Origin of the sequence: Paenibacillus sp. BT-177, from assembly GCF_025846815.2 — a bacterium.
GTDB classification, from domain to species: Bacteria; Bacillota; Bacilli; order Paenibacillales; family Paenibacillaceae; genus Paenibacillus; species Paenibacillus polymyxa_C.
The window spans coordinates 769348-789927 of record NZ_JAOYTP010000001.1 but is presented as its reverse complement, the minus strand read 5'-3'; the positions used below and the strand labels follow the sequence as shown (position 1 = coordinate 789927).

The following is a 20580-nucleotide window of genomic DNA, read 5'->3' as shown; positions in this document are numbered from 1 at the left end:
GACAGGAAAGGAGATTTCGCCGTATGAGCCGGATGAGCCGCAAACTGCGTAAGTGGGCCAGCGAGACGCTGGAGCTTCCGCAGGACATTCTATTTGATCTGCCGCGGTTAACCCTCATCGGCAGCCGCCAGCTTTATGTAGAGAATCACCGGGGTGTGGTGGATTTCACGCCAGATCAACTCGTACTTGCACTTGCGCAAGGCAGGCTAAGGGTGTCAGGCCATAATCTAATCATTACGTCTATCCTGCCAGACCAGGTGAGTGTAGAGGGACATATTACGGATATTCAAATGGAAGGAACGGAGGAAGGCTCGTGAAACATCCCGCTTTAGCAAAGCTGCGTGGCACGGTTACCCTAGCTGTCGAGGGCGAAAGTGTGGAAGCTTTCATTAATTTACTCACTGATCATCATATACCTGTTTGGAACGTGCGGCCAATGGGTACTAGACATGCAGAAATGAACCTTCTGCTGCCGCACGTCTTCCTGTTGCGTCCGCTTTTGAGAAGGACAGGCTGCAAAATGCATGTTCTCAAGCGTCAAGGACTTCCCTTCACTGCAGTACGACTCGCCAAACGCAAATTTTTTCTTGCAGGACTGGCCTTGTTCTGGATAGGCCTCCTGCTGATGTCATCGCTCATCTGGGACATTGAAGTAAAGGGGAATGATAAGCTCCCAACGGAATCCATTCTGAAAGCAGCCCGACAGGAGGGGCTTTATCCGTTTCAATGGAGCTTTCGTCTTTCCAGCCAGGACAAGCTTTCGCGCGCACTCATGCAGAAGCTTCCGGAGGCATCCTGGATCGGTGTGGAAAGGCAGGGGACCTTGGTGACAATTCAGGTTGTTGAAGCTTCACAGCCTACTCCCCCGTCGCTCTACAGTCCACGTCATCTTATCAGCAAGGCGGACGCGGTGGTCACTGAAATTTTTGCCGAACAAGGTCGTCCTGTTGTGCATAAAAATACGCGGGTCAAAAAAGGAGCAATTCTCATTTCAGGAACGCTTGGAGATGAGGAGAATCAGCAACAGGTCGTAGCCAAAGGAGAGATTAAGGGGCTTGTGTGGCATGAATATGAAATTAGTAGTCCCATGGTACGACGCAGCAGCACATATACAGGTAATAGTCACGATCGCTTGTATCTGGTGCTAGGCAACCGTGCGATACAATTGTGGGGCTATGGAAAAATACCTTATTCTACACATAAAACAACCGTTGAGCATGATCCGCTAACATGGCGTTCTTACAAACTTCCGATGGGTTGGATGAATGAAAGTGTGAGGGAGACAAAGATACAAGAGCAGAAGTTAACGGAAACAGAAGCCAAAATGTCAGGAATAGAAGGCGCACGCGCGGATATTTTAGCTAAATACGGCAAAGGAACGAAAATAATGAGCCAAAAAATTTTGCATGAGAAGAGAGAGAATGGTAAAGTTTATATGAAAGTACTTTTTGAAGTGGAACAGGATATTGCGGAAGAACTTCCGTTAGTTCATAACCAAGGAGAATGAGGCTATTTGGCAGAACAACAACGCAGCATACAAATTGCATTGAACAGTGCGGGAGAAGGTCAGGCGTTATTCGGCCCGCAGGATTCCTTTTTAAAATTGATCGAAGCAGCTATTCCTGCAAAAATAGCATCTCGTGAGGCGGAAATTAATGTTTTTGGTGATGCTCACGAAGTAGAAGTGCTCGAACAATTGTTCGATGTTTTGCTCCAGTTAATTCGTAATGGGTATATACTGACCGAAAGGGATGTCCATTATGCGATTGAGCTGGCAAAAGATCTGCGCGCTGATCAGTTGCTTGATTTGTTCAAGGGAGAAATTACGACGACGTTTCGGGGCAAACCGATTCGTGTCAAAACAATTGGACAGAAGCACTATGTAACCACGATTAAGAAACGCGATATTGTATTTGGGATTGGCCCAGCGGGTACTGGTAAAACCTATCTGGCTGTAGTGCTGGCCGTAGCTGCTCTGAAGGAAGGTTCAGTCAAGCGTATTGTACTGACTCGTCCTGCGGTGGAAGCTGGTGAGAACTTGGGCTTTTTGCCTGGGGATTTACAGGAAAAGGTTGATCCATATTTACGCCCGCTGTATGATGCTCTATACGATGTGATGGGGCCAGAACAGACGGCGAAAGCGCTGGAGCGCGGGTTGATAGAAATTGCGCCACTGGCTTATATGCGGGGTCGTACGCTGGATGACTCATTTATTATTTTGGATGAAGCCCAAAACACTACACCGGAGCAAATGAAAATGTTTTTGACTCGACTTGGCTTTGGTTCCAAAATGGTTATTACCGGCGATGTTACGCAAATTGATTTACCTCGTGGCAAGAAATCCGGTTTGATTGAAGCAAATGCGATTTTAAAAGGGATTGACGAAATAGGCTTTGTCCAGTTTGCGGAAGAGGATGTTGTTCGTCATTCCCTGGTTCAAAAAATCATCGTCGCTTATGACCGTGTTGCTGAAAATCAAGCATAAGCCCTTAAGCACGAGTATAGTGTGTATGATCAGAAAACGAATACAATGAGCAGCATAGCTGCCTTGAAAAAGATGATGGAGAGGGATTGTTTTAGATGACCTCGAAGGAATTATCTAAAGGAAAAACGTTCCAGCATAGAATGAATGGATGGAAGTATAGCGTGGCGACACGCTATCTTCTGTTTTTATTTTTGGTGGTTCTTTTTTATGTGGGTTTTGCATCCAAGCTGCTTCCCGAACGCTATGACATCCGGGTGAATCAACCGAGTGAAAAGGAAATTGTCGCTCCAATGCAGCTTCCTAACAGTAAGGCGACTTTGAAGGCCCAAGAGGAATCAGCTGAGCGCGTGCAGCCCATGTATACCATTGTACCGATCCGCAACGATAACCTGATTACCGGTATTTTGGATCGAATTGAACGACTAAATCAGGATGATCAGGTCTCCAGAGCGGACAAGATTTCGATTTATAAGGATGAGATTCCTCAACGTGCACGGGAATTCGTGCAAAATTTTGTGAACAACAGCCGTAATGCGGATGCCTATCCAGATAAGTTGCTGGATGAGGTGCTGGAAAAAACGAAAGAGCAAACGTACCGAATCCCAGAGGAGACATACATCAAAATTCCGCGACTTACATCTGAGGATATTGCCGAAATGCGGCCTGTAGCCCGTGAGATTGTGACAGGGTTGATGAATGATCAAATTACGGATGCCCAGACTGCCCGAGCCAAGGTAGCTGAGCGCGTGAGTACAAGCTCGCTTACCAAACGTACCTCCCGGGAGGTTGTTCAGGAACTTGCACGGCTTGTGATTACAGCCAACAAGTTTTATGATGATACAGCTACGAAGGACGCTAAAGTACAGGCTCGTGAAGATACACCGACAGTTTACATTAAACAGGGTGAAGTGCTCGTTAAAAAGGGTGAGATTATTACCCAGGAAATCTATACACTGCTTGATGAGAACGAGCTGCTCAAGGATAAAATCAACTATTGGCCACAATTCGGCCTGCTGATGTTGTCTATGATGCTGGCATTGGGTCTGTTTATGTATATTCGTCAATTTCAATCACGAACACGAAACTTCAAGTATAATAATGCACAGTTGCTCATGCTGGTGTTAATCTTTGTGATTACAGTGGGGGCGATGCTGTTAATTTCTATACTGCAGACTAGTGAACGATCCTATCTCGGCTATCTGGCGCCTATCGCGCTTGGAGCTATGCTTGTAACGCTGTTGCTTGACATGTCGCTGGCATTCGTATGTGCCGTTATATTCAGTATATTGGCAAGTGTTATTTTGAATGTCCGTCAGGGACAGATTTTTGATTTTAATTTTGGATTTTTTGCCCTTGTGGTCTGTCTGGCGTCGATTTTTTCCACCCACCGGGCCAGCCAGCGTTCAACGCTGTTCAAGGGAGCTATCATGGTATGCCTGTTCGGGGCTCTGGCTGTTTTTTCTCTGGCTCTGATTGACCAAGGGAACTGGACTCAAACAACGACACTCTATGGGGTAGCCTTTGCCTTTGCAGGCGGTCTGGTTACAGCGATCCTTGTTATAGGGCTAATGCCATTTTTTGAATCCACCTTTGGCATCTTGTCTGCACTGAAGCTTGTTGAATTGTCAAATCCCAATCACCCATTGCTCCGCAAGCTGCTTACCGAGACTCCTGGCACATATCATCATAGCGTAATGGTAGGTAATCTGTCGGAGGCTGCAGCGGAGGCTATTGGAGCAAATGGGTTGTTGTGCCGGGTTGGTTCGTATTATCATGATATTGGTAAAACCAAAAGGCCTTCGTACTTCATTGAAAATCAAAATGGGATGGAAAATCCGCATGATACAATAGAGCCGAAGCTGAGTAAATCCATCATTATAGCCCATGCTCGTGACGGTGTGGAAATGCAATTGGATTACAAGCTACCCAAGCCGATTCGTGATATAGCCGAACAACACCACGGAACGACATTCCTGCACTATTTTTACCACAAGGCATTGCGTGAGGCGGAAGAGCGGGGAGTGGAGCCTGACTTCACGGAGGATGATTTCCGTTATCCGGGACCGAAGGCTCAGTCGAAAGAGGCTGCTGTAGTAGGAATTGCTGATAGCGTGGAAGCAGCAGTTCGTTCCTTGCGAAAACCTACGGTGGAGCAGGTAGAATCCATGATTGAGAAAATTATTAAGAGCCGTCTTGATGATCACCAGTTTAACGACTGTGAACTGACCATGAGGGAGCTTGATATCGTGGCCCAAACTCTCAAGGAAACAGTAATGGGGATTTTTCATTCCCGTATTGAATATCCAGAGGAAAGACCTAAGCCCGAAAGTGGAAAAGCTTAGTATTACTTGTGCATGAAGCACAGCTAAAGCATTAGAATTAAAAGGAGCGGTTGGCATGGGCCTTCAATTAGCTTGGAATAATGAACAAAACGATATGGTAATTAACGAATCGTTGATCACGCTGCTGAACACCTTATTAGAGCAGGCTGGCAAAGCGGAAGGGGTTACAGACGGTGAGGTTGCCCTTACTTTCGTGAATGATGATCAAATTCATGAGTTGAACAGGGATTATCGCGGTATTGATCGTCCCACTGATGTGTTGTCTTTTGCTATGAAGGAAACACTGGATGAAGAGCTTGAAATTATCTACGAACCGACGGAAGATAATCCATTAAATGATGTACCGGATGTTCTGGGGGATATTATTATCTCTGTACAGACAGCGCAAGCTCAAAGCGAAGAGTATGGACATTCAATTGAGCGTGAAATCGGGTTTTTGTTTGTCCACGGTTTTCTGCATCTGTTAGGTTATGATCATCAGGACGATGCAAGTGAGGCTGAAATGATGGGTAAGCAGGAAGCTGTGCTGGCTCAAGTGGGGTTGACACGGTAATGAGACGTCAGCCTTGGAGAATGACCTTTCGCTATGCTGCAGAAGGCGTGATATACGCCCTGCGTACGCAAGTAAATATGCGGATACATGTGGTTGTGGCGCTTCTTGTCATTGTAGCAGGTCTAACTCTGCGCATCTCCCGGCTCGACTGGTTATTCGTGTGCTTGGCCATTGCCATAGTCATTGTAGCCGAACTGATCAACACCGCTGTTGAAGCAGCGGTGGATCTAATCTCACCTGATATTCATCCGCTGGCCAAAGCGGCTAAAGACACCGCCGCCGGAGCCGTGCTCCTGGCAGCGGTTTTTGCTGTAATTATTGGCATATTTGTATTTTATAGACCCTTGTTGACGTTAATGAGTCAGCTGCTTTAATGAAAAAATAAAAATTAGGTGCTTAATCGCGCTGGAGGAAATAAAATGGCTAAGAAACACTTTAAATCTGGCTTTGTCGCAATTGTTGGCAGACCCAATGTCGGAAAATCAACATTGATGAACCATGTCATTGGGCAGAAGATTGCCATTATGTCAGACAAGCCCCAAACGACACGGAATAAAATTCACGGCGTATATACCACAGAGGACACACAAATTGTATTTTTGGATACACCGGGGATTCACAAGCGCCAGTCAAAGCTAGGCGATTATATGAATCAGACCGCTTTTAATACGTTGGGTGAAGTAGAGGCGGTACTTTTTCTTATTGATGCTGCTGAAGGTTTAGGCGGAGGCGACCGTTTTATTGCGGAACAGCTTAAACAAGTAAAAACACCAGTTATATTGGTATTGAATAAAATTGACCGTATAGAGCCGGAAGCGTTGTTGCCCCTAATTGAGCAGTATCGCAAGTTGTATGACTTTGCGGAAATTGTACCGATCTCGGCCAAAATGGGTAATAATGTAAATACCCTGTTGGATCAGGTTCAAAAATACTTGCCAGAAGGTCCGCAATATTACCCTGATGACCAAATTACCGACCATCCAGAGCAGTTTGTTATTGCCGAGCTGGTACGGGAAAAGATTTTGCACATGACACGTGAGGAAGTACCCCATTCTATTGCGGTTATGATTGAAGACATGAAAGTGCAGGATAATGGTGTAGTGCATATTATGGCGGTTATTTTTGTAGAGCGTGATTCCCAGAAGGGAATCATTATCGGCAAACAGGGAGCCATGCTCAAAGAGGTAGGCAAACAAGCCCGTCAAGATATCCAAAACTTGCTAGGATCCAAAATTTTCCTGGAACTTTGGGTTAAGGTCAAAAAAGACTGGCGTAACCAGGAACGTGTCCTTCGTGACTTGGGCTTCCATCGCGACGCCTAAAAGTAGATATCATATCTACGATCACTTTGGTCCAAAGGTTTATACAGACTAAAATTGATATCAATCAATATGTATAATTGTTGTATGCATCATAAAAAAAGCCGTCCGACTCTACCACTGACGTATGAATTAAATCTTTCGGTCATTCCAAGCGCCGCTCTTGTGCGGCGCTTAACTTCTCGCTATACCTACCCTTTTCTTCCAGTGATGAAATAAGGAGTGCTTTTAAAAGAGTTATTATAACTGCGGACACGTTGTAGCGGAGCGAAGGATTTGAATCTGAAGAAGCGTCAGCGTTCGCCTTTACCCCTGAATTTACTCCTTTTCTCATTGGATAAAATAAATTCAGGGGTAACAGCGATCGTAAGATCAAATCATTTGCGAAGCGGTGTCCAGACCGTACACAGTAGCCTTTTTCAACGTAATCCATTTATTTCATCGCATACTTCCCCTCTCTTCGCATCATCCTATTTTTGAGATGCAGACGTCATTTCCTAAGAAAGGATGAATACGATTGCGAGATTTTTCGTGGAAGTATTTTGCGATGACTGGAGATGTCGGTGCGTATCTGTTATACAGGGAGAGCGCCGTGACAAGGGAGCAAGACACGGATGAAGGAGAGTCGGACGAGCATGAAGAAGCCCGTGAATAATACGAACCACTGGCTTCTTCGCGAATGTTTGGGGGAAGAAGCATGCTTTACAGGATGGAAGGAATCGTCATCCGCAGCATGGATTACGGTGAGGGGAACAAAATTATTACGCTTTGCACCGAAAGCGGAGGCAAAGTAGGTGTGCTAGTCAGAGGCGCGAAAAAATCCAAAAGCCGTCATGCCGCTTTAACGCAGCCGTTTACGTACGGTGAATTTGTTTTTTTTCGCAACACTGGCTTAGGCACGTTGAATGCCGGTGAAATTATCCAATCCCACCATACACTGCGCGAGGATATTACAAAGGCTGCTTACGCTTCCTATGCTTGTGAATTGCTCGATCGGGTGTTACAGGATGAGGAAACAGGTGCATTTTGGTTTAAGCAGCTTAAAGCCTGCTTGGAGGCACTGGAGAGTGGCAAAGATCCGCTGATCGTCATGAGTATTTATGAATTTAAAATATTGCAGGCGGCCGGATATGCACCTCAGCTTGATGCTTGTATTTCAAGCGGTCAACGATGTGCTGATGAGGATATGTTTATCAGTCCGAGGTTAGGTGGGGTTTTGTGTCGGGGTTACAAGCATTTTGATCCGGCTGCGTTAAGTGTTGCTCCGCGTACATTGAAGTTGCTGCGCTTGTTCGCCCAAATAGATTTGAATCGACTCGGCAATATCGACGTGAAGGACTCCACCAAGCTGGAGATCAAACATGTCATGCGTCAGTTCATGGATATGCAGTTGGAGGTCAAGCTGAAATCCCGTAATTTCCTGGATCAGCTTGACAAGTACGACATGTGAAATGTGGTGTTCTCTTGACTGTATCACTGAAAACGTGTAATATCTTACTATATATCTCCTTTGGGAGCAGATGCATTGAACGAGAAAGTAACGAGACGTATTCTCTGTAGTTAGCGAGTTGGGGATGGTGTAAGCCCGGCGGGAATTGTTCGTGAACATGGCACTCGGGAGCGTCTGAATGGACACGGAAAAGAGGATTACGATCTGACTGGTGATGTAGGGTCGCAATCAAGTAGGGTGGAACCGCGGGAGTTAGCTCTCGTCCCTACGTCTGTACAGGCGTAGAGGCGGGGGCTTTTTGCTGTCTCTAGCAAGGCTTATGGAATAAATTGGCCCTGTACATATGAGTTTAAGGATTAGAAATCACCAACATTTTAGGGAATTGGAAAGGAAGCGTGTGCCCATGAATTTTCAGCAGATGATTTTAACGCTGCAACAATTTTGGTCTGAACACAACTGTATTATTGTACAGCCTTATGATACGGAAAAAGGGGCAGGCACGATGAACCCGATGACGTATTTACGTTCAATTGGACCTGAGCCGTGGAACGTAGCTTACGTTGAGCCTTCTCGCCGTCCGTCTGACGGACGTTATGGTGAGAACCCGAATCGCTTGTATCAGCATCATCAGTTTCAGGTGGTTTTGAAGCCTTCACCTGATAACATTCAGGAGTTGTATCTGGAGAGTTTGAGCCGTTTGGGCATTAACCCACTGGAGCATGATATTCGTTTTGTTGAAGACAACTGGGAAGCACCGACGCTGGGAGCCTGGGGATTAGGTTGGGAAGTATGGCTGGACGGTATGGAAATTACCCAATTCACGTACTTCCAGCAAGTGGGCGGTATTGATGCCAGTCCGGTTGCGGTTGAAATTACGTACGGTATGGAGCGTCTTGCTTCCTACATCCAGGACAAAGAAAATGTGTTTGATTTGGAATGGGTTAATGGAATCTCGTACGGTGATGTTTTCCACCAACCAGAATTTGAGCATTCCAAATATACGTTCGAAGTATCTGATGTCAAAATGCTATTTACTCTTTTTAATATGTATGAAGAAGAGGCGAATAAAGCGATGGCGCAGCATCTTGTATTTCCAGCCTATGATTATGTGCTGAAATGCTCTCACACGTTCAACTTGCTGGACGCTCGCGGAGCCATCAGTGTAACGGAACGGACAGGTTTTATTATACGAGTGCGTAATTTGGCGCGCCAGGTCGCTGCGACCTATCTGGAGGAGCGCGAGAAGCTGGGCTTCCCGCTGTTGAAGAAAGGAGGTGCGGCAAATGTCTAAGGATCTATTGTTTGAGATCGGGCTGGAAGAAGTGCCTGCACGTTTTATCCCGAATGCGATTCAGCAGTTGAAGGAACGTATGACGGCGTGGCTGGACAGCTCGCGTATTGCTTACAGTGCTGTAGAGGCTTATGCTACACCTCGTCGTTTGGCGGTACTTGTTAAGGAAGTAGCGGAGAAGCAGGAAGATATTAACGAAGAAGTTAAAGGACCTTCCCGCAAAATCGCACTTGATGAAGCCGGTAACTGGAGTAAGGCTGCTCTAGGCTTTGCCCGTAGCCAAGGTGTTGATCCTGAACAGTTCACGTTCAAAGAACTTGGAGGCGTGGAATATATTTACGCGACCAAGAGCAGCATAGGTGTACCAACGGCAGATGTGCTGTCCGAAGGGTTACTACACATTTTACATGCCATGACATTCCCTAAATTTATGCGCTGGGCAAGTTATGACTTTAAATTTGTTCGTCCAATCCGCTGGTTGGTAGCCTTGTTTGGTAGCGATATTGTTAATTTGGAGATTGCTGGCGTACACTCAGGGAATGTGACAAGAGGACATCGCTTCCTTGGACAGGAGGCCGTTGTAGAAAGTCCAGCGGACTATGTCGAAGTACTTCGCAAGCAGCATGTCATTGTGGACATTGAGGAACGTCAGTCGCTTATTGTGAAGCAGATTGAAGCACTTGCAGCCGAAAAAGATTGGACGATTGCGGTCAAGGATGATTTGCTGGAAGAAGTGCTGTATTTGGTGGAAACTCCAACAGTACTATTCGGTGGCTTTGACCCTGCGTTCTTGAACATTCCGAAGGATGTACTGATTACTTCCATGCGTGAACACCAACGCTATTTCCCAGTGCTGGATCGCACAGGAAAGCTGCTGCCATACTTTGTTACGGTACGTAATGGTGGCAGTCAATCGCTGGAAGTCATTGCAAAAGGAAACGAAAAAGTATTGCGCGCGCGGTTGTCTGATGCCAAATTCTTCTATGAAGAAGATCAGAAGCTGGAAATTAAGGATGCACTCTCCAAGCTGGAAAGTATCGTTTTCCACGAAGAGCTGGGAACAGTTGGAGACAAAGTGCGTCGAATTCGCCGCATTGCTGATGCTCTGGCAGAGAAGCTACGTATTTCCCCAGATACACAGGAATCGGTTAGCCGAGCAGCAGATATTTGTAAATTTGACCTTGTAACACAAATGGTCTATGAGTTTCCGGAATTGCAAGGGGTTATGGGCGAGGATTATGCCCGTAAGGCTGGAGAGAAGGAAGAAGTGGCAAGAGCGGTGTTTGAGCATTACCAGCCGCGATTCGCAGGAGAAACGGTTCCTTCAACGAACGCTGGAGCGATTGTAAGTATCGCAGACAAGATAGATACCATTACAGGCTGCTTCTCCATCGGTATTATTCCGACAGGTTCACAGGACCCTTACGCGCTTCGTCGCCAGGCAGCAGGTATCGTGCAGATCCTGTTGGATCGTAAGCTTTCGGCTACGTTGTCTGATGTGTTCAATATCGCGCTTGATGTGCACAGCAACTTTGGAAATATGAAACGTTCCGCAGATGAAATACGTAAAGAATTACATGAGTTTTTCGGATTACGCGTGAAGAAACTATTGTCCGAGACACTTCGTTATGACGTTGTAGATGCTGTGCTTTCAGCTGGATATGACGATGTTGCTTCTGTGGTTAACCGCGGGGCTGCATTAATGACTGCTGTACAAACGGGTGATGTCTTCAAGGCAACAGTGGAGTCTTTTAATCGCGTAGGTAATTTGGCTGCTAAAGCAGTTCACAAGTCAGTGAATACGGGTGAATTTACGGAACAGGGCGAGAAAAACTTATACGAAGCATGGTATGGCGCCTATGAGTCTTATTGTACAGCCTTACAGGAAGGTGATGCGACACAAGCATTGGCGCTTGCTTCATCCATTACTCCTGCGGTGACGGCGTTCTTTGACTCCGTTATGGTTATGGCTGAGGATGATGCTGTACGTAATAATCGTTTGGCATTGCTGGCTGCTATTGACTCAGAATTGAAGCGTTTTGCTGATTTTTCCAAGCTTGTAGTTTAAACGTCGGTTGTGGTAGTATGAACAACTTGAAAAAATGGGTATAAATATACGGAACGGTGTAAGAGTGATCTTGCAGCCGTTCCGTATTTTACTCGAATGCGGATACGAGATGGGGGATGATCATGGGAGAGTCTGGAAATTTCCCGGGTGTACGGATCGTTGTTGACGGGGACGCTTGTCCTGTTAAAAGTGAAATTGCAGAGACAGCTTCCCGTTTTCATATTGACGTTATTATGGTATCTTCGTATGATCATCTCATTCAGGGTAGCAAAGGCGTAAGCGTTGTTAAAGTAGACCGAAGCGACCAGAGTGCCGATCTCTATATTGCCAATCATATCCGCCGCGGAGATATTGTAACAACCAACGATTATGGTCTTGCTGCACTCGCCTTGGCAAAAGGTTGTGAAGTGATGTCTTTTCGCGGAACGATTTATCGAAACGATTCGATAGACTTCATGCTTGACCGACGCCACACTTCTGCCAAAGAACGGAAAAAAGGACGTTATGGAAAAGGTCCTAAACCGTTTACATTAGAGGATCGTGAAGTTTTTCAACATAAACTGACAAAACTTTTACTTCGCTTGCAGGAGAATGAGTAACGGTATCGAATTATATTTACGTGCTAAAGAGATGAAGGTGGTTAATATGAGTGCCGGACAAGGTAACATACCGGACGATATCATCGAGTCAGTTTTACAACATCATGATATTGTAGATACGGTAAGCAAGTACGTGCATTTGACCAAGCAGGGGAAATATATGAAAGGCCTCTGTCCTTTTCATTCCGAAAAAACCCCTTCATTCACCGTGACACCGGATCGTCAGATTTTTTACTGCTACGGCTGCGGCGCGGGAGGCAATGCCATCAAGTTTATGATGGAAATCGAAGGACTATCCTTTCCCGAAGCTGTCAGGACAATGGCAGAAGAAAGTCATATTCCGCTCGGCGAATGGCAGGGACGTGATTCATCGCATCAGCATCCTGAGTTGGACAGGCTGTTGCAAGCGTATGAACTAACTTCTAAGATGTACCATTTTTTACTTAAAAATACGGAGCACGGCAAACCAGCCATGGAATATTTGCGTTCACGGGGATTCAGTGACAAGATCATTGACCAATTCCAAATTGGCTATGCACCCAACCGATGGGATACGATCGTTCAGTTTCTAGAGAAGCGTTCTTTTGATCCTGTCGAGATGGAAAAGGGAGGACTCATTTCTCCCCGACATGAGGGTGATGGATATGTAGATCGATTCAGAGATCGTATCATGTTTCCCATTTGGAATCGAAACGGAAAAGTTATTGCCTTTGCAGGCCGTATACTTGGCGAGGGGCAGCCGAAGTATTTGAACTCGCCGGAGACCAAGCTATTTAACAAAAGCCGAACGCTGTACAATCTCCATCATGCTAAGATCTCAATTCGCAAGCTTCGTCAAAGTGTTCTTTTTGAAGGCTATGGCGATGTCATCTCGGCATGGGAAGCTGGCGTACAAAATGGAGTGGCCGCCATGGGGACTGCTCTAACGGAGCATCATGCTACGATGTTAAAGGGACTGTGCGACGAGGTTATTATTTGTTATGATGGTGACCGGGCAGGACAAGCGGCAGCGCTTAAAAATTTTCCGCTGTTGGAAAATGCGGGACTTCACGTAAAAGTAGCGTTGGTTAGCGATGGTATGGACCCGGATGATTTTATCCGGCAATACGGCGCTGAACGTTTCCAGCGCCAAATTATCGAAAGTGCTGTTTCAACGGTGAAATTTAAGCTTATATATCTGAAAAAAAACCATATACTGCAAGAGGAAGAAGGAAGAATCGCGTATTCCCGCGAAGCATTAAATGTCATTGCACCTCTGTCATCCCCGACTGAGCGGGAAGTGTATCTGCGCGAAGTATCTGCCGAAGTCAAGGTGGATTTTGAAACCTTAAAGCAGGAATGCAATTTACTCCGTCAATCCCTGCAAAAAAAACAGAACTTTGGGGATAATAACGAAAATGGGTGGAATAATGGTAGGCATAAAAAAGGGCAGATCTCTACGCCCAATCTGTTGCCGGCTTACCATGTGGCTGAACGCAGGCTGCTTCACTGGATGATGCAGGATTTAGAAGCTGCAGAGTATGTAGAAAAGCATCTGGGGGACGCCTTTAATATTGAGGATCATGCAGCAATTGCTGCTTATCTATATGCCTATTACGCGCAAGGGAAGTTACCGGATACAAGCCGTTTTATTTCATCTTTGCAAGACGACCGACTGGAGAAGAACGTAAGTTCGATCATGATGATGGATGCTCCAGGCGTATGGGCACCGCACATTTTGGATGATTATATTCGTCAAGTGCGAAAATTTCCATTGCAGGAGCAACTGGATTTGAAGAGGGAAGAAATGAGAACCGCTGAGCGCTCAGGTGATTTTTTGCGTGCAGCACAAATTGCAAGCGAGATTATAGCCCTAGAGAGACAATGAACACACAGAGGTCGGATGTTTCTAGGAGGAGGGAGTCGAAAGATGGCGAATGATCAGCATACTGAACTGGAGACGGAATTAACACTGGATCAGGTTAAAGATCAACTGATTGAGTTGGGTAAAAAAAGTTCCTCTCTGAACTACAAAGATATCATGGAAAAACTGTCGCCGTTTGATCAGGACCCCGAGCAAATGGATGAGTTTTATGAGCAGCTGGGTGACTTGGGGATTGAGGTTGTGAATGACAACGACGAAGAAGTTACCAGATTGCGTCAAAATGACGACCCGGAAAACAATGACGGGGATGATTTTAATTTCGATGACGATCTGAGCCTGCCTCCCGGTATTAAAATTAATGACCCGGTCCGGATGTACTTGAAGGAAATTGGTCGTGTACCGCTGCTTTCTGCTGATGATGAGGTGGAGCTTGCCAAACGGATCAATAACGGTGATGAAGAAGCTAAGCGTCGGTTGGCTGAAGCAAACTTGCGTCTGGTTGTAAGTATTGCCAAACGTTATGTTGGTCGCGGCATGCTTTTCCTGGATCTAATTCAAGAAGGTAATATGGGTTTGATTAAGGCAGTAGAAAAATTTGATTACGAAAAAGGCTTTAAATTCAGTACGTACGCAACCTGGTGGATTCGTCAGGCGATTACGCGCGCAATTGCCGATCAGGCAAGAACGATCCGTATTCCAGTGCATATGGTGGAAACGATCAACAAGCTGATTCGCGTATCGCGTCAACTGTTGCAAGAGCTGGGGCGTGAACCTACGCCGGAAGAAGTGGCTGCCGAGATGGAGCTAAGCGTGGAAAAAGTACGGGAAATTATGAAAATTGCCCAAGAACCGGTTTCATTGGAAACACCAATTGGTGAAGAGGATGACTCACATCTAGGGGATTTCATTGAGGATCAGGAAGCGTTGGCGCCTGCAGATGCAGCAGCCTATGAGCTTCTGAAGGAACAACTCGAGGATGTACTGGATACGTTGACCGAACGGGAAGAGAATGTTTTGCGTCTCCGTTTTGGTTTGGACGACGGAAGAACCAGAACTCTTGAAGAAGTGGGTAAAGTGTTCGGTGTTACACGTGAACGTATTCGTCAGATTGAGGCCAAAGCGCTGCGTAAGTTGCGCCATCCAAGCCGCAGTAAGCGACTGAAGGATTTCCTCGAATAGAAGCGTAACATTGCGGACCTTCTGCGGCTTGAAGCGCGCAGAAGGTCTTTTTTTATCTCATGGCAGCCTTGGTGGAGGGGAAGAAGCTTGGACCAGGAGAAAAAACGGACAATACTGTTACATGAAATTGAGCATTGGCGGCAAAGTCGGCTGCTCCCTGAGCAATATTGCGATTTTCTGTCCAACCTGTATCGGGAAGATGAAAACCCGGCACAAAGCCAGAACCGTAACAACACCGGGCTGCTTACATATCTTCGACATGGGCATGGGATCGCCTGGCTTCTTGGTTTTGTCATTATTTCCTTCATTTGTTTGATCGGTTTTTATTTTACCGCTTTTCCGTTGGCAATGCAAATATGCTCGGCAAGTGCAGTTACTGCGATTTGCTATGGGATGGCCGCGGTTTGGCGGTCTTCCGAAAAGAGTATGAGTGCAATGTTGAGCACTTTAGGCAGTGCAATTATGCTGGGTTCAGGTGTCTGGATCATTCAGCTTCACCAAGGTGAAGCTAAGGTTTGGTTTTTAGTGCTGGTGGGTCTATGCGGTTTGATATGGTGTCTTGTGGGATTAACTTTGCGCATCAGCTTGCTTCATTACTGTGGTCTTGCTGGGCTGCTTTTAGTGTATGCGGTCCTTATAGGCCGCTATTGGCCTACAGCTACTTTAGCGATGCTTGAGGTATTTTGGATTTTACACGCAGTATTGTTGATTGGGTTAAGCTGGTGGGTACATCGCCGCTTTCCACGTTTCGCGTTGGTTTATTTTGCTATAGGCTTGACCCTAGTGTTTATGGCGGAAGCAGACACGATCGTCCTGCGCCATCAAGCAGCAGGGGAAGTGATTTTTTTTAGCATATTGAAGTTGGCTTTTGTTGTAGGAATTTTATTTTGGACTCGAAAAAAATGGATTACGTGGGTGACGTCATGAAACTTTCTCAGCGATTACAATATATTTTGGAACAAATTCCTGCCGGTAGCAGACTGGCTGATATTGGCTCTGATCACGGACTACTCCCTGTGGCTGCAGTGCGCTCCGGCAGAGTATCGCAAGCTGTAGCGGGTGAGGTCAACGATGGACCATTGCGTGCGGCTCAAAAGCAGGTGGCTGAAGCAGGTCTTACAGATCGCATTGCGGTTAGAAAAGGGGACGGCTTGGCTGTAATCAAGGCCAATGAGGTAGATGTTATTACGATAGCGGGTATGGGCGGAGCCTTGATCGCTTCTATTTTGGAGCAAGGAAAAGACAAGCTTGTTTCAGTGAAACAGCTTGTTTTACAGCCCAACGTGGGCGAGGATATTTTACGGCGCTGGCTAATCAAGCATCAATGGGTATTAACAAATGAACATATCATGGAAGAAGATGGTAAAATATATGAAGTTCTGACGGCAGTACCTGCTTCGGAAAGTTCACTGAAACAGGATGACCTGTATCGGCCATGGGAACTTCCTGGTAGTTCGCTGGTACTGACAGAGGATTTGCTGATACAACTCGGACCGTTATTGGTCAAAGCACCAAATGAAATCTTTTTTTCGAAATGGCAATTGGAGATTCGCAAGCTTCAGGATGTGCGGGCACAAGTGGCTCGGTCAGATCAGGAATCTGCGCAGCATAAGCAGGAGCAATTGCGCAAGCAAATTGAACAGCTGGAGGAGGTACTTGCATGTTTGCCAAAGGACAGACAGTAATTAGCTACATGGAGCAATTGGCTCCGAAATACTTGGCAGTTCCAGACGATAGAATTGGGCTTCAACTGGGTAGTCTGCAAAAGGAAATAAAAAGCATTTTAGTAGCCCTGGATGTCAATGATGAGGTTGTTGAAGAAGCAATCCGCATAAAAGCTGATCTCATTATTGCGCATCATGCGATTATATTCCGCCCACTAAAAGCTTTGAACACGGACCAGCCTGCAGGCAGATTGTATGAAAAGCTGATCAAGAATGATATTGCTGTCTACATCAGTCATACGAATCTGGATACGGCTGAGGACGGCATGAATGATTGGATGGCAGAAGCACTGGGGATTCAAAGTGAGGGTACGTTGGAGGATGTTCACACCGAGCAATTATTCAAGCTTGTCGTTTTCGTACCCAAAACACATCATCAACGTGTACTGGATGCCATACTGAATGCGGGAGCTGGACATATCGGCAACTACAGCCATTGCAGCTTTAACATTGATGGTTATGGAACTTTTGTACCGGGTGAAGGCACACAGCCGTTTTTGGGTGAGCCAGGTAAAATGGAACGTAGTGAAGAGGTCCGCATTGAGACCATTGTACCGCAGGGTGTACGCAATAAAGTTGTCCAAGCGATGCTGAAGGCTCATCCTTATGAAGAGGTGGCTTATGACCTGTACCCTATGGATTTGAAAGGCCGTACCTTTGGTTTGGGACGAGTAGGCAAGCTCAAGGAAGCCCGCACGTTACGAGAGTTTGTAGATGTTGTGAAAAAAGGTCTCAACGTTGAGCATGTACGTGTGGTGGGTGACTTGGATCGTATGATCAAAAAAGCAGCCGTGCTTGGGGGCTCTGGCAGCCGTTATGTGAATAAGTCGCTTTTTAAAGGCGCTGACGTATTAGTGACGGGGGATATCGACTATCACACGGCTCACGATGCCCTGATGGCAGGCATTGCTATTATTGACCCTGGACATAACGCAGAAAAGATTATGAAGCCTAAAACCGCAGATTGGATGCGCAGACGCTTGGCAGAAGGTCGATACTCAACGGAAGTATACGTATCTGAAGTGGACACTGAGCCATTTCAATTTTTGTAAAACCTTCACATCTATGAGAAAATAAAGGTGAACTATTACATTTTTTCGTAGGGAGAGGTTGTATGCGAAAGTTGATAGCCGATTCTGTGATTCATGCCTATCCAGGGATGGTTGCAGTTGTTACTTCCCGCTATGAGGGAGTAAATAATGTCATGGCCTCAGGCTGGCATACATATATCGGATCATCACCGGGCATGTATGGCATTTCATTGAGGAAGGAAACGTATTCTTACGGACTGATTAAGAAAAGCGGAGGCTTTGGTGTTCAGTTTTTGCCTGCGCACAGATCGGAATGGATTCAGGCTGTAGGTACCTTTAGTGGTAAAGATGTAGATAAATTTCAGCAGTTTGGGATTGCATATGAGGACGGAATTTCAGTGGATGTGCCTATATTGCTGGAAGCGTATCTCGCTTATGAGTGTAAAGTCGTGGATATTCATACCTATGGAGATCATGATTGGATCGTCGGTGAAATACAGCAGACCTACCGGGATGATGAACTATTCCTAGATGAGGACGTTCCTGATTTTAGTAAGCTTTCAATTCCGTTATACGTGGGAAGGTCCGCTTATTACGTGGCAGATAATTCATTACAGAGAAAGGTACATCCGTTTTATTTGAGCAAGTAAAGAGAGAACTCTATAATTTACAATATTTTCAGGGTTGTATCATGCACGCGTTCCCTGTATACTATGTAATGTTGTTCGGAAAGTTTGACAGACAATCGCTGGTGGCATAAGCCACGAGAGGAAAGTCCGGGCTCCATAGGGCAGGATGCTGGATAACGTCCAGTCAGCGCGAGTTGAAGGATAGTGCCACAGAAATGGACCGCCGATGGCCGCTTGCGGCACAGGCAAGGATGGAACCGAGGTGTAAGAGACCCCGAGGAACGCTGGTGACTTCGTTCCTGGTAAACCCCATCTGGAGCAAGACCTAAAGGGACACAGCTTCTTCGCGAAGCAGCCTTAGCCCGAGGCGTGTCTAGGTTGGTCGCTGGAGCTGGATAGCAATGTTCGGCCTAGATAGATGATTGTCGCTTTTAGTGGGAGGGTAGTTCCCGTCTGTACCACGAATAGCACAGAACCCGGCTTACGGAAAACTTTCCCCACTGCAACACCTTAAAATGTATGAATCTATTTTATTAATGACCTGTTTGCATGAGAAATCTTTAATCCAAATGTATTTATTGCATTAAAAAGGGTGCGTCATATTCCTGTGGGAATGATGAAGCACCCTTTTTAATGTACAGCCGGATTGCGCAAAATCCGTACATTTATAGAATGAAGCCCCCAGCATAGCGCTGGAGGCTTCATTCTGTTTTTTTTGACTTACAAATCCTGTGTCGTATAAACGTGCGAGGATGAGACTTGCAATCAGCACTCTATTAACGCGCGTTTCTTACTACATTTTCCTCCATATACATCTTCAACGCCCGATCCAATCGGTCAACTGCTTTTGGAAGCAGGCTTGGATCGGTATGCGTGAAGTTGATTCGCATATGGTTGCTGCCGCTCAGGTCAGCATAGAAAACTTGTCCAGGGACAAATGCGACCCCTTCCTGAATCGCGAGTTGCAGCAACTGATCAGAACGGAAGCCTTCAGGTAAGGTAACCCACATAAACATGCCACCAAGTGCATCATTCCAAGTGATTCCTTCCCATTGACGTTCTCTCATTAACGATGTAAGACGCAACATCCGAGTGTGATACTCAGCGGACACGGTACGTATATGTCCCTCCAAATCAAAGAAGTCCAACAGCTCATTCAAAGCACGCTGGTCAATACTGCTGGAGTGCAGATCGGCAGATTGTTTGGCATTTGCGGTCTTAACGACGATGGCTTGATCGGCTACCAACCATCCAGAGCGAACACCTGGAGCGACAGTTTTAGAGAATGTAGAAGTGTACATTACATGACCGTCGCCACCTAGCTGTTGATCAATAGAAAATAGGGATGGGAAGTTAAGGTTTTCATCAAATTTGAGCCGTCCGTAAGGATCGTCTTCAAAAATCAAAGTCCCGTATTTACGGCATAGCTCAACAACGCCTGTTCTGCGTTCCATACTCCATACACTTCCTGCTGGGTTGGAGAAGGTAGGGATGACATACACGAATTTTGGCTGATGCAGTTTGATTTTGGCCTCAAGATCATCTAATTGCATACCGTTAGCGTCTGTATTTACACTTACAATGTTAGCGCCATAGGAATTGAATACCTGAAGAGCTGCCAAATAAGTAGGGGACTCCACCAATACTGTATCCTGCGGATCAAGCAACACACGTGAAACTAGATCAATGGTCTGCTGCGAGCCTGTTGTCATGAGGATGTTATCTCTGGTGACGGAGATGCCTTGGGATGACATGATTGCTGCCAGACGTTCCCGTAGAGGAATGTATCCCTCGGTTAGGCCGTATTGAAGTGCGGTAGTACCGCCGAGGCGGAATACCCGCTCATAGGCTTTAGCAACCGCTTCGACGGGAAAGAAGGCATCGGCCGGAAGGCCACCTGCGAGAGATAATACATCTGTTCCCTGTGTCAGCTTCAAAATGTCCCTTACCATGGACGAGCCCTGAGTACGAGCCATACCCGAAAATTTGTATTCCAATCCAATCATCTCCTGTGTTCTATACTGTGCTAAGAAATTTGTTGTATTA

Annotated in this window: 19 protein-coding genes and 1 other RNA gene; 19 read left to right on the top strand and 1 reads right to left on the bottom strand. The window is 46.1% G+C overall.

Going from position 1 to position 20580, the window contains the following annotated elements; all coding sequences use genetic code 11:
* Positions 1-23: 23 nt before the first annotated feature.
* The 19 genes from yqfC (at position 24) to rnpB (ending at position 19033) form a co-directional block, all read left to right on the top strand.
* On the top strand, positions 24-317 hold the full coding sequence (yqfC, locus tag OIU26_RS03650; protein ID WP_025679631.1) for a sporulation protein YqfC: 294 nt from the start codon (positions 24-26) through the stop codon (positions 315-317).
* Positions 314-1507, top strand: coding sequence for a sporulation protein YqfD (gene yqfD, locus OIU26_RS03645; protein WP_090738724.1), 1194 nt, complete (start codon positions 314-316; stop codon positions 1505-1507). The genes yqfC and yqfD overlap by 4 nt, the downstream gene beginning before the upstream one ends.
* 6 nt (positions 1508-1513) lie before the next feature.
* Positions 1514-2485 (top strand): PhoH family protein, encoded by a 972-nt coding sequence (locus OIU26_RS03640; protein ID WP_013372143.1) that lies wholly within the window; start codon positions 1514-1516, stop codon positions 2483-2485.
* A 95-nt stretch (positions 2486-2580) separates the two neighbouring features.
* On the top strand, positions 2581-4827 hold the full coding sequence (locus tag OIU26_RS03635) for an HD family phosphohydrolase (RefSeq protein WP_025679636.1): 2247 nt from the start codon (positions 2581-2583) through the stop codon (positions 4825-4827).
* 55 nt (positions 4828-4882) lie between these two features.
* Positions 4883-5380 carry an rRNA maturation RNase YbeY gene (gene ybeY / locus OIU26_RS03630; protein WP_013372141.1) on the top strand — a complete coding sequence of 166 codons (498 nt, stop codon included), beginning with the start codon at positions 4883-4885 and terminating at the stop codon, positions 5378-5380.
* Positions 5380-5754, top strand: a complete 375-nt coding sequence (locus OIU26_RS03625; protein ID WP_016324558.1) for a diacylglycerol kinase family protein — start codon at positions 5380-5382, stop codon at positions 5752-5754. Before ybeY ends, OIU26_RS03625 begins: the two co-directional genes overlap by 1 nt.
* 45 nt (positions 5755-5799) lie before the next feature.
* Positions 5800-6702, top strand: coding sequence for a GTPase Era (gene era, locus OIU26_RS03620; RefSeq protein WP_025679640.1), 903 nt, complete (start codon positions 5800-5802; stop codon positions 6700-6702).
* Positions 6703-7216: 514 nt separating this feature from the next.
* Complete coding sequence (locus OIU26_RS03615; protein ID WP_013372137.1) at positions 7217-7354, top strand: YqzL family protein; 138 nt, start codon at positions 7217-7219, stop codon at positions 7352-7354.
* Between the two features lie 42 nt (positions 7355-7396).
* Positions 7397-8149 (top strand): DNA repair protein RecO, encoded by a 753-nt coding sequence (gene recO / locus OIU26_RS03610; RefSeq protein WP_129549630.1) that lies wholly within the window; start codon positions 7397-7399, stop codon positions 8147-8149.
* Between the two features lie 403 nt (positions 8150-8552).
* Positions 8553-9440 (top strand): glycine--tRNA ligase subunit alpha, encoded by an 888-nt coding sequence (gene glyQ, locus OIU26_RS03605; protein ID WP_013372135.1) that lies wholly within the window; start codon positions 8553-8555, stop codon positions 9438-9440.
* A complete protein-coding gene (glyS, locus tag OIU26_RS03600; protein WP_264215956.1) occupies positions 9433-11508 on the top strand; it encodes a glycine--tRNA ligase subunit beta in 2076 nt (691 codons plus the stop codon). The genes glyQ and glyS overlap by 8 nt, the downstream gene beginning before the upstream one ends.
* Before the next feature lie 122 nt (positions 11509-11630).
* Positions 11631-12107, top strand: a complete 477-nt coding sequence (locus tag OIU26_RS03595; protein WP_264215955.1) for a YaiI/YqxD family protein — start codon at positions 11631-11633, stop codon at positions 12105-12107.
* Positions 12100-13974, top strand: a complete 1875-nt coding sequence (gene dnaG / locus OIU26_RS03590) for a DNA primase (protein WP_264215954.1) — start codon at positions 12100-12102, stop codon at positions 13972-13974. Before OIU26_RS03595 ends, dnaG begins: the two co-directional genes overlap by 8 nt.
* A gap of 42 nt (positions 13975-14016) precedes the next feature.
* The gene (gene rpoD / locus OIU26_RS03585; RefSeq protein WP_007431230.1) at positions 14017-15150 is read left to right on the top strand and encodes an RNA polymerase sigma factor RpoD; all 1134 of its coding nucleotides are present in this window, start codon (positions 14017-14019) and stop codon (positions 15148-15150) included.
* Positions 15151-15237: 87 nt separating this feature from the next.
* Positions 15238-16077: a hypothetical protein gene (locus OIU26_RS03580; RefSeq protein WP_264215953.1), complete on the top strand. Its 840-nt coding sequence runs from the start codon at positions 15238-15240 to the stop codon at positions 16075-16077.
* Positions 16074-16835 (top strand): tRNA (adenine(22)-N(1))-methyltransferase, encoded by a 762-nt coding sequence (locus OIU26_RS03575; protein WP_264215952.1) that lies wholly within the window; start codon positions 16074-16076, stop codon positions 16833-16835. The genes OIU26_RS03580 and OIU26_RS03575 overlap by 4 nt, the downstream gene beginning before the upstream one ends.
* Positions 16811-17926 (top strand): Nif3-like dinuclear metal center hexameric protein, encoded by a 1116-nt coding sequence (locus OIU26_RS03570; RefSeq protein WP_264215951.1) that lies wholly within the window; start codon positions 16811-16813, stop codon positions 17924-17926. The genes OIU26_RS03575 and OIU26_RS03570 overlap by 25 nt, the downstream gene beginning before the upstream one ends.
* Before the next feature lie 62 nt (positions 17927-17988).
* Positions 17989-18555 (top strand): flavin reductase family protein, encoded by a 567-nt coding sequence (locus OIU26_RS03565; protein ID WP_025677683.1) that lies wholly within the window; start codon positions 17989-17991, stop codon positions 18553-18555.
* Between the two features lie 79 nt (positions 18556-18634).
* An RNA gene (gene rnpB, locus OIU26_RS03560) (RNase P RNA component class A) lies at positions 18635-19033 on the top strand.
* A 277-nt stretch (positions 19034-19310) separates the two neighbouring features.
* Here rnpB and OIU26_RS03555 read toward each other — a convergent pair.
* A complete protein-coding gene (locus OIU26_RS03555; RefSeq protein WP_264215950.1) occupies positions 19311-20531 on the bottom strand; it encodes a PLP-dependent aminotransferase family protein in 1221 nt (406 codons plus the stop codon).
* Between the last annotated feature and the right edge of the window lie 49 nt (positions 20532-20580).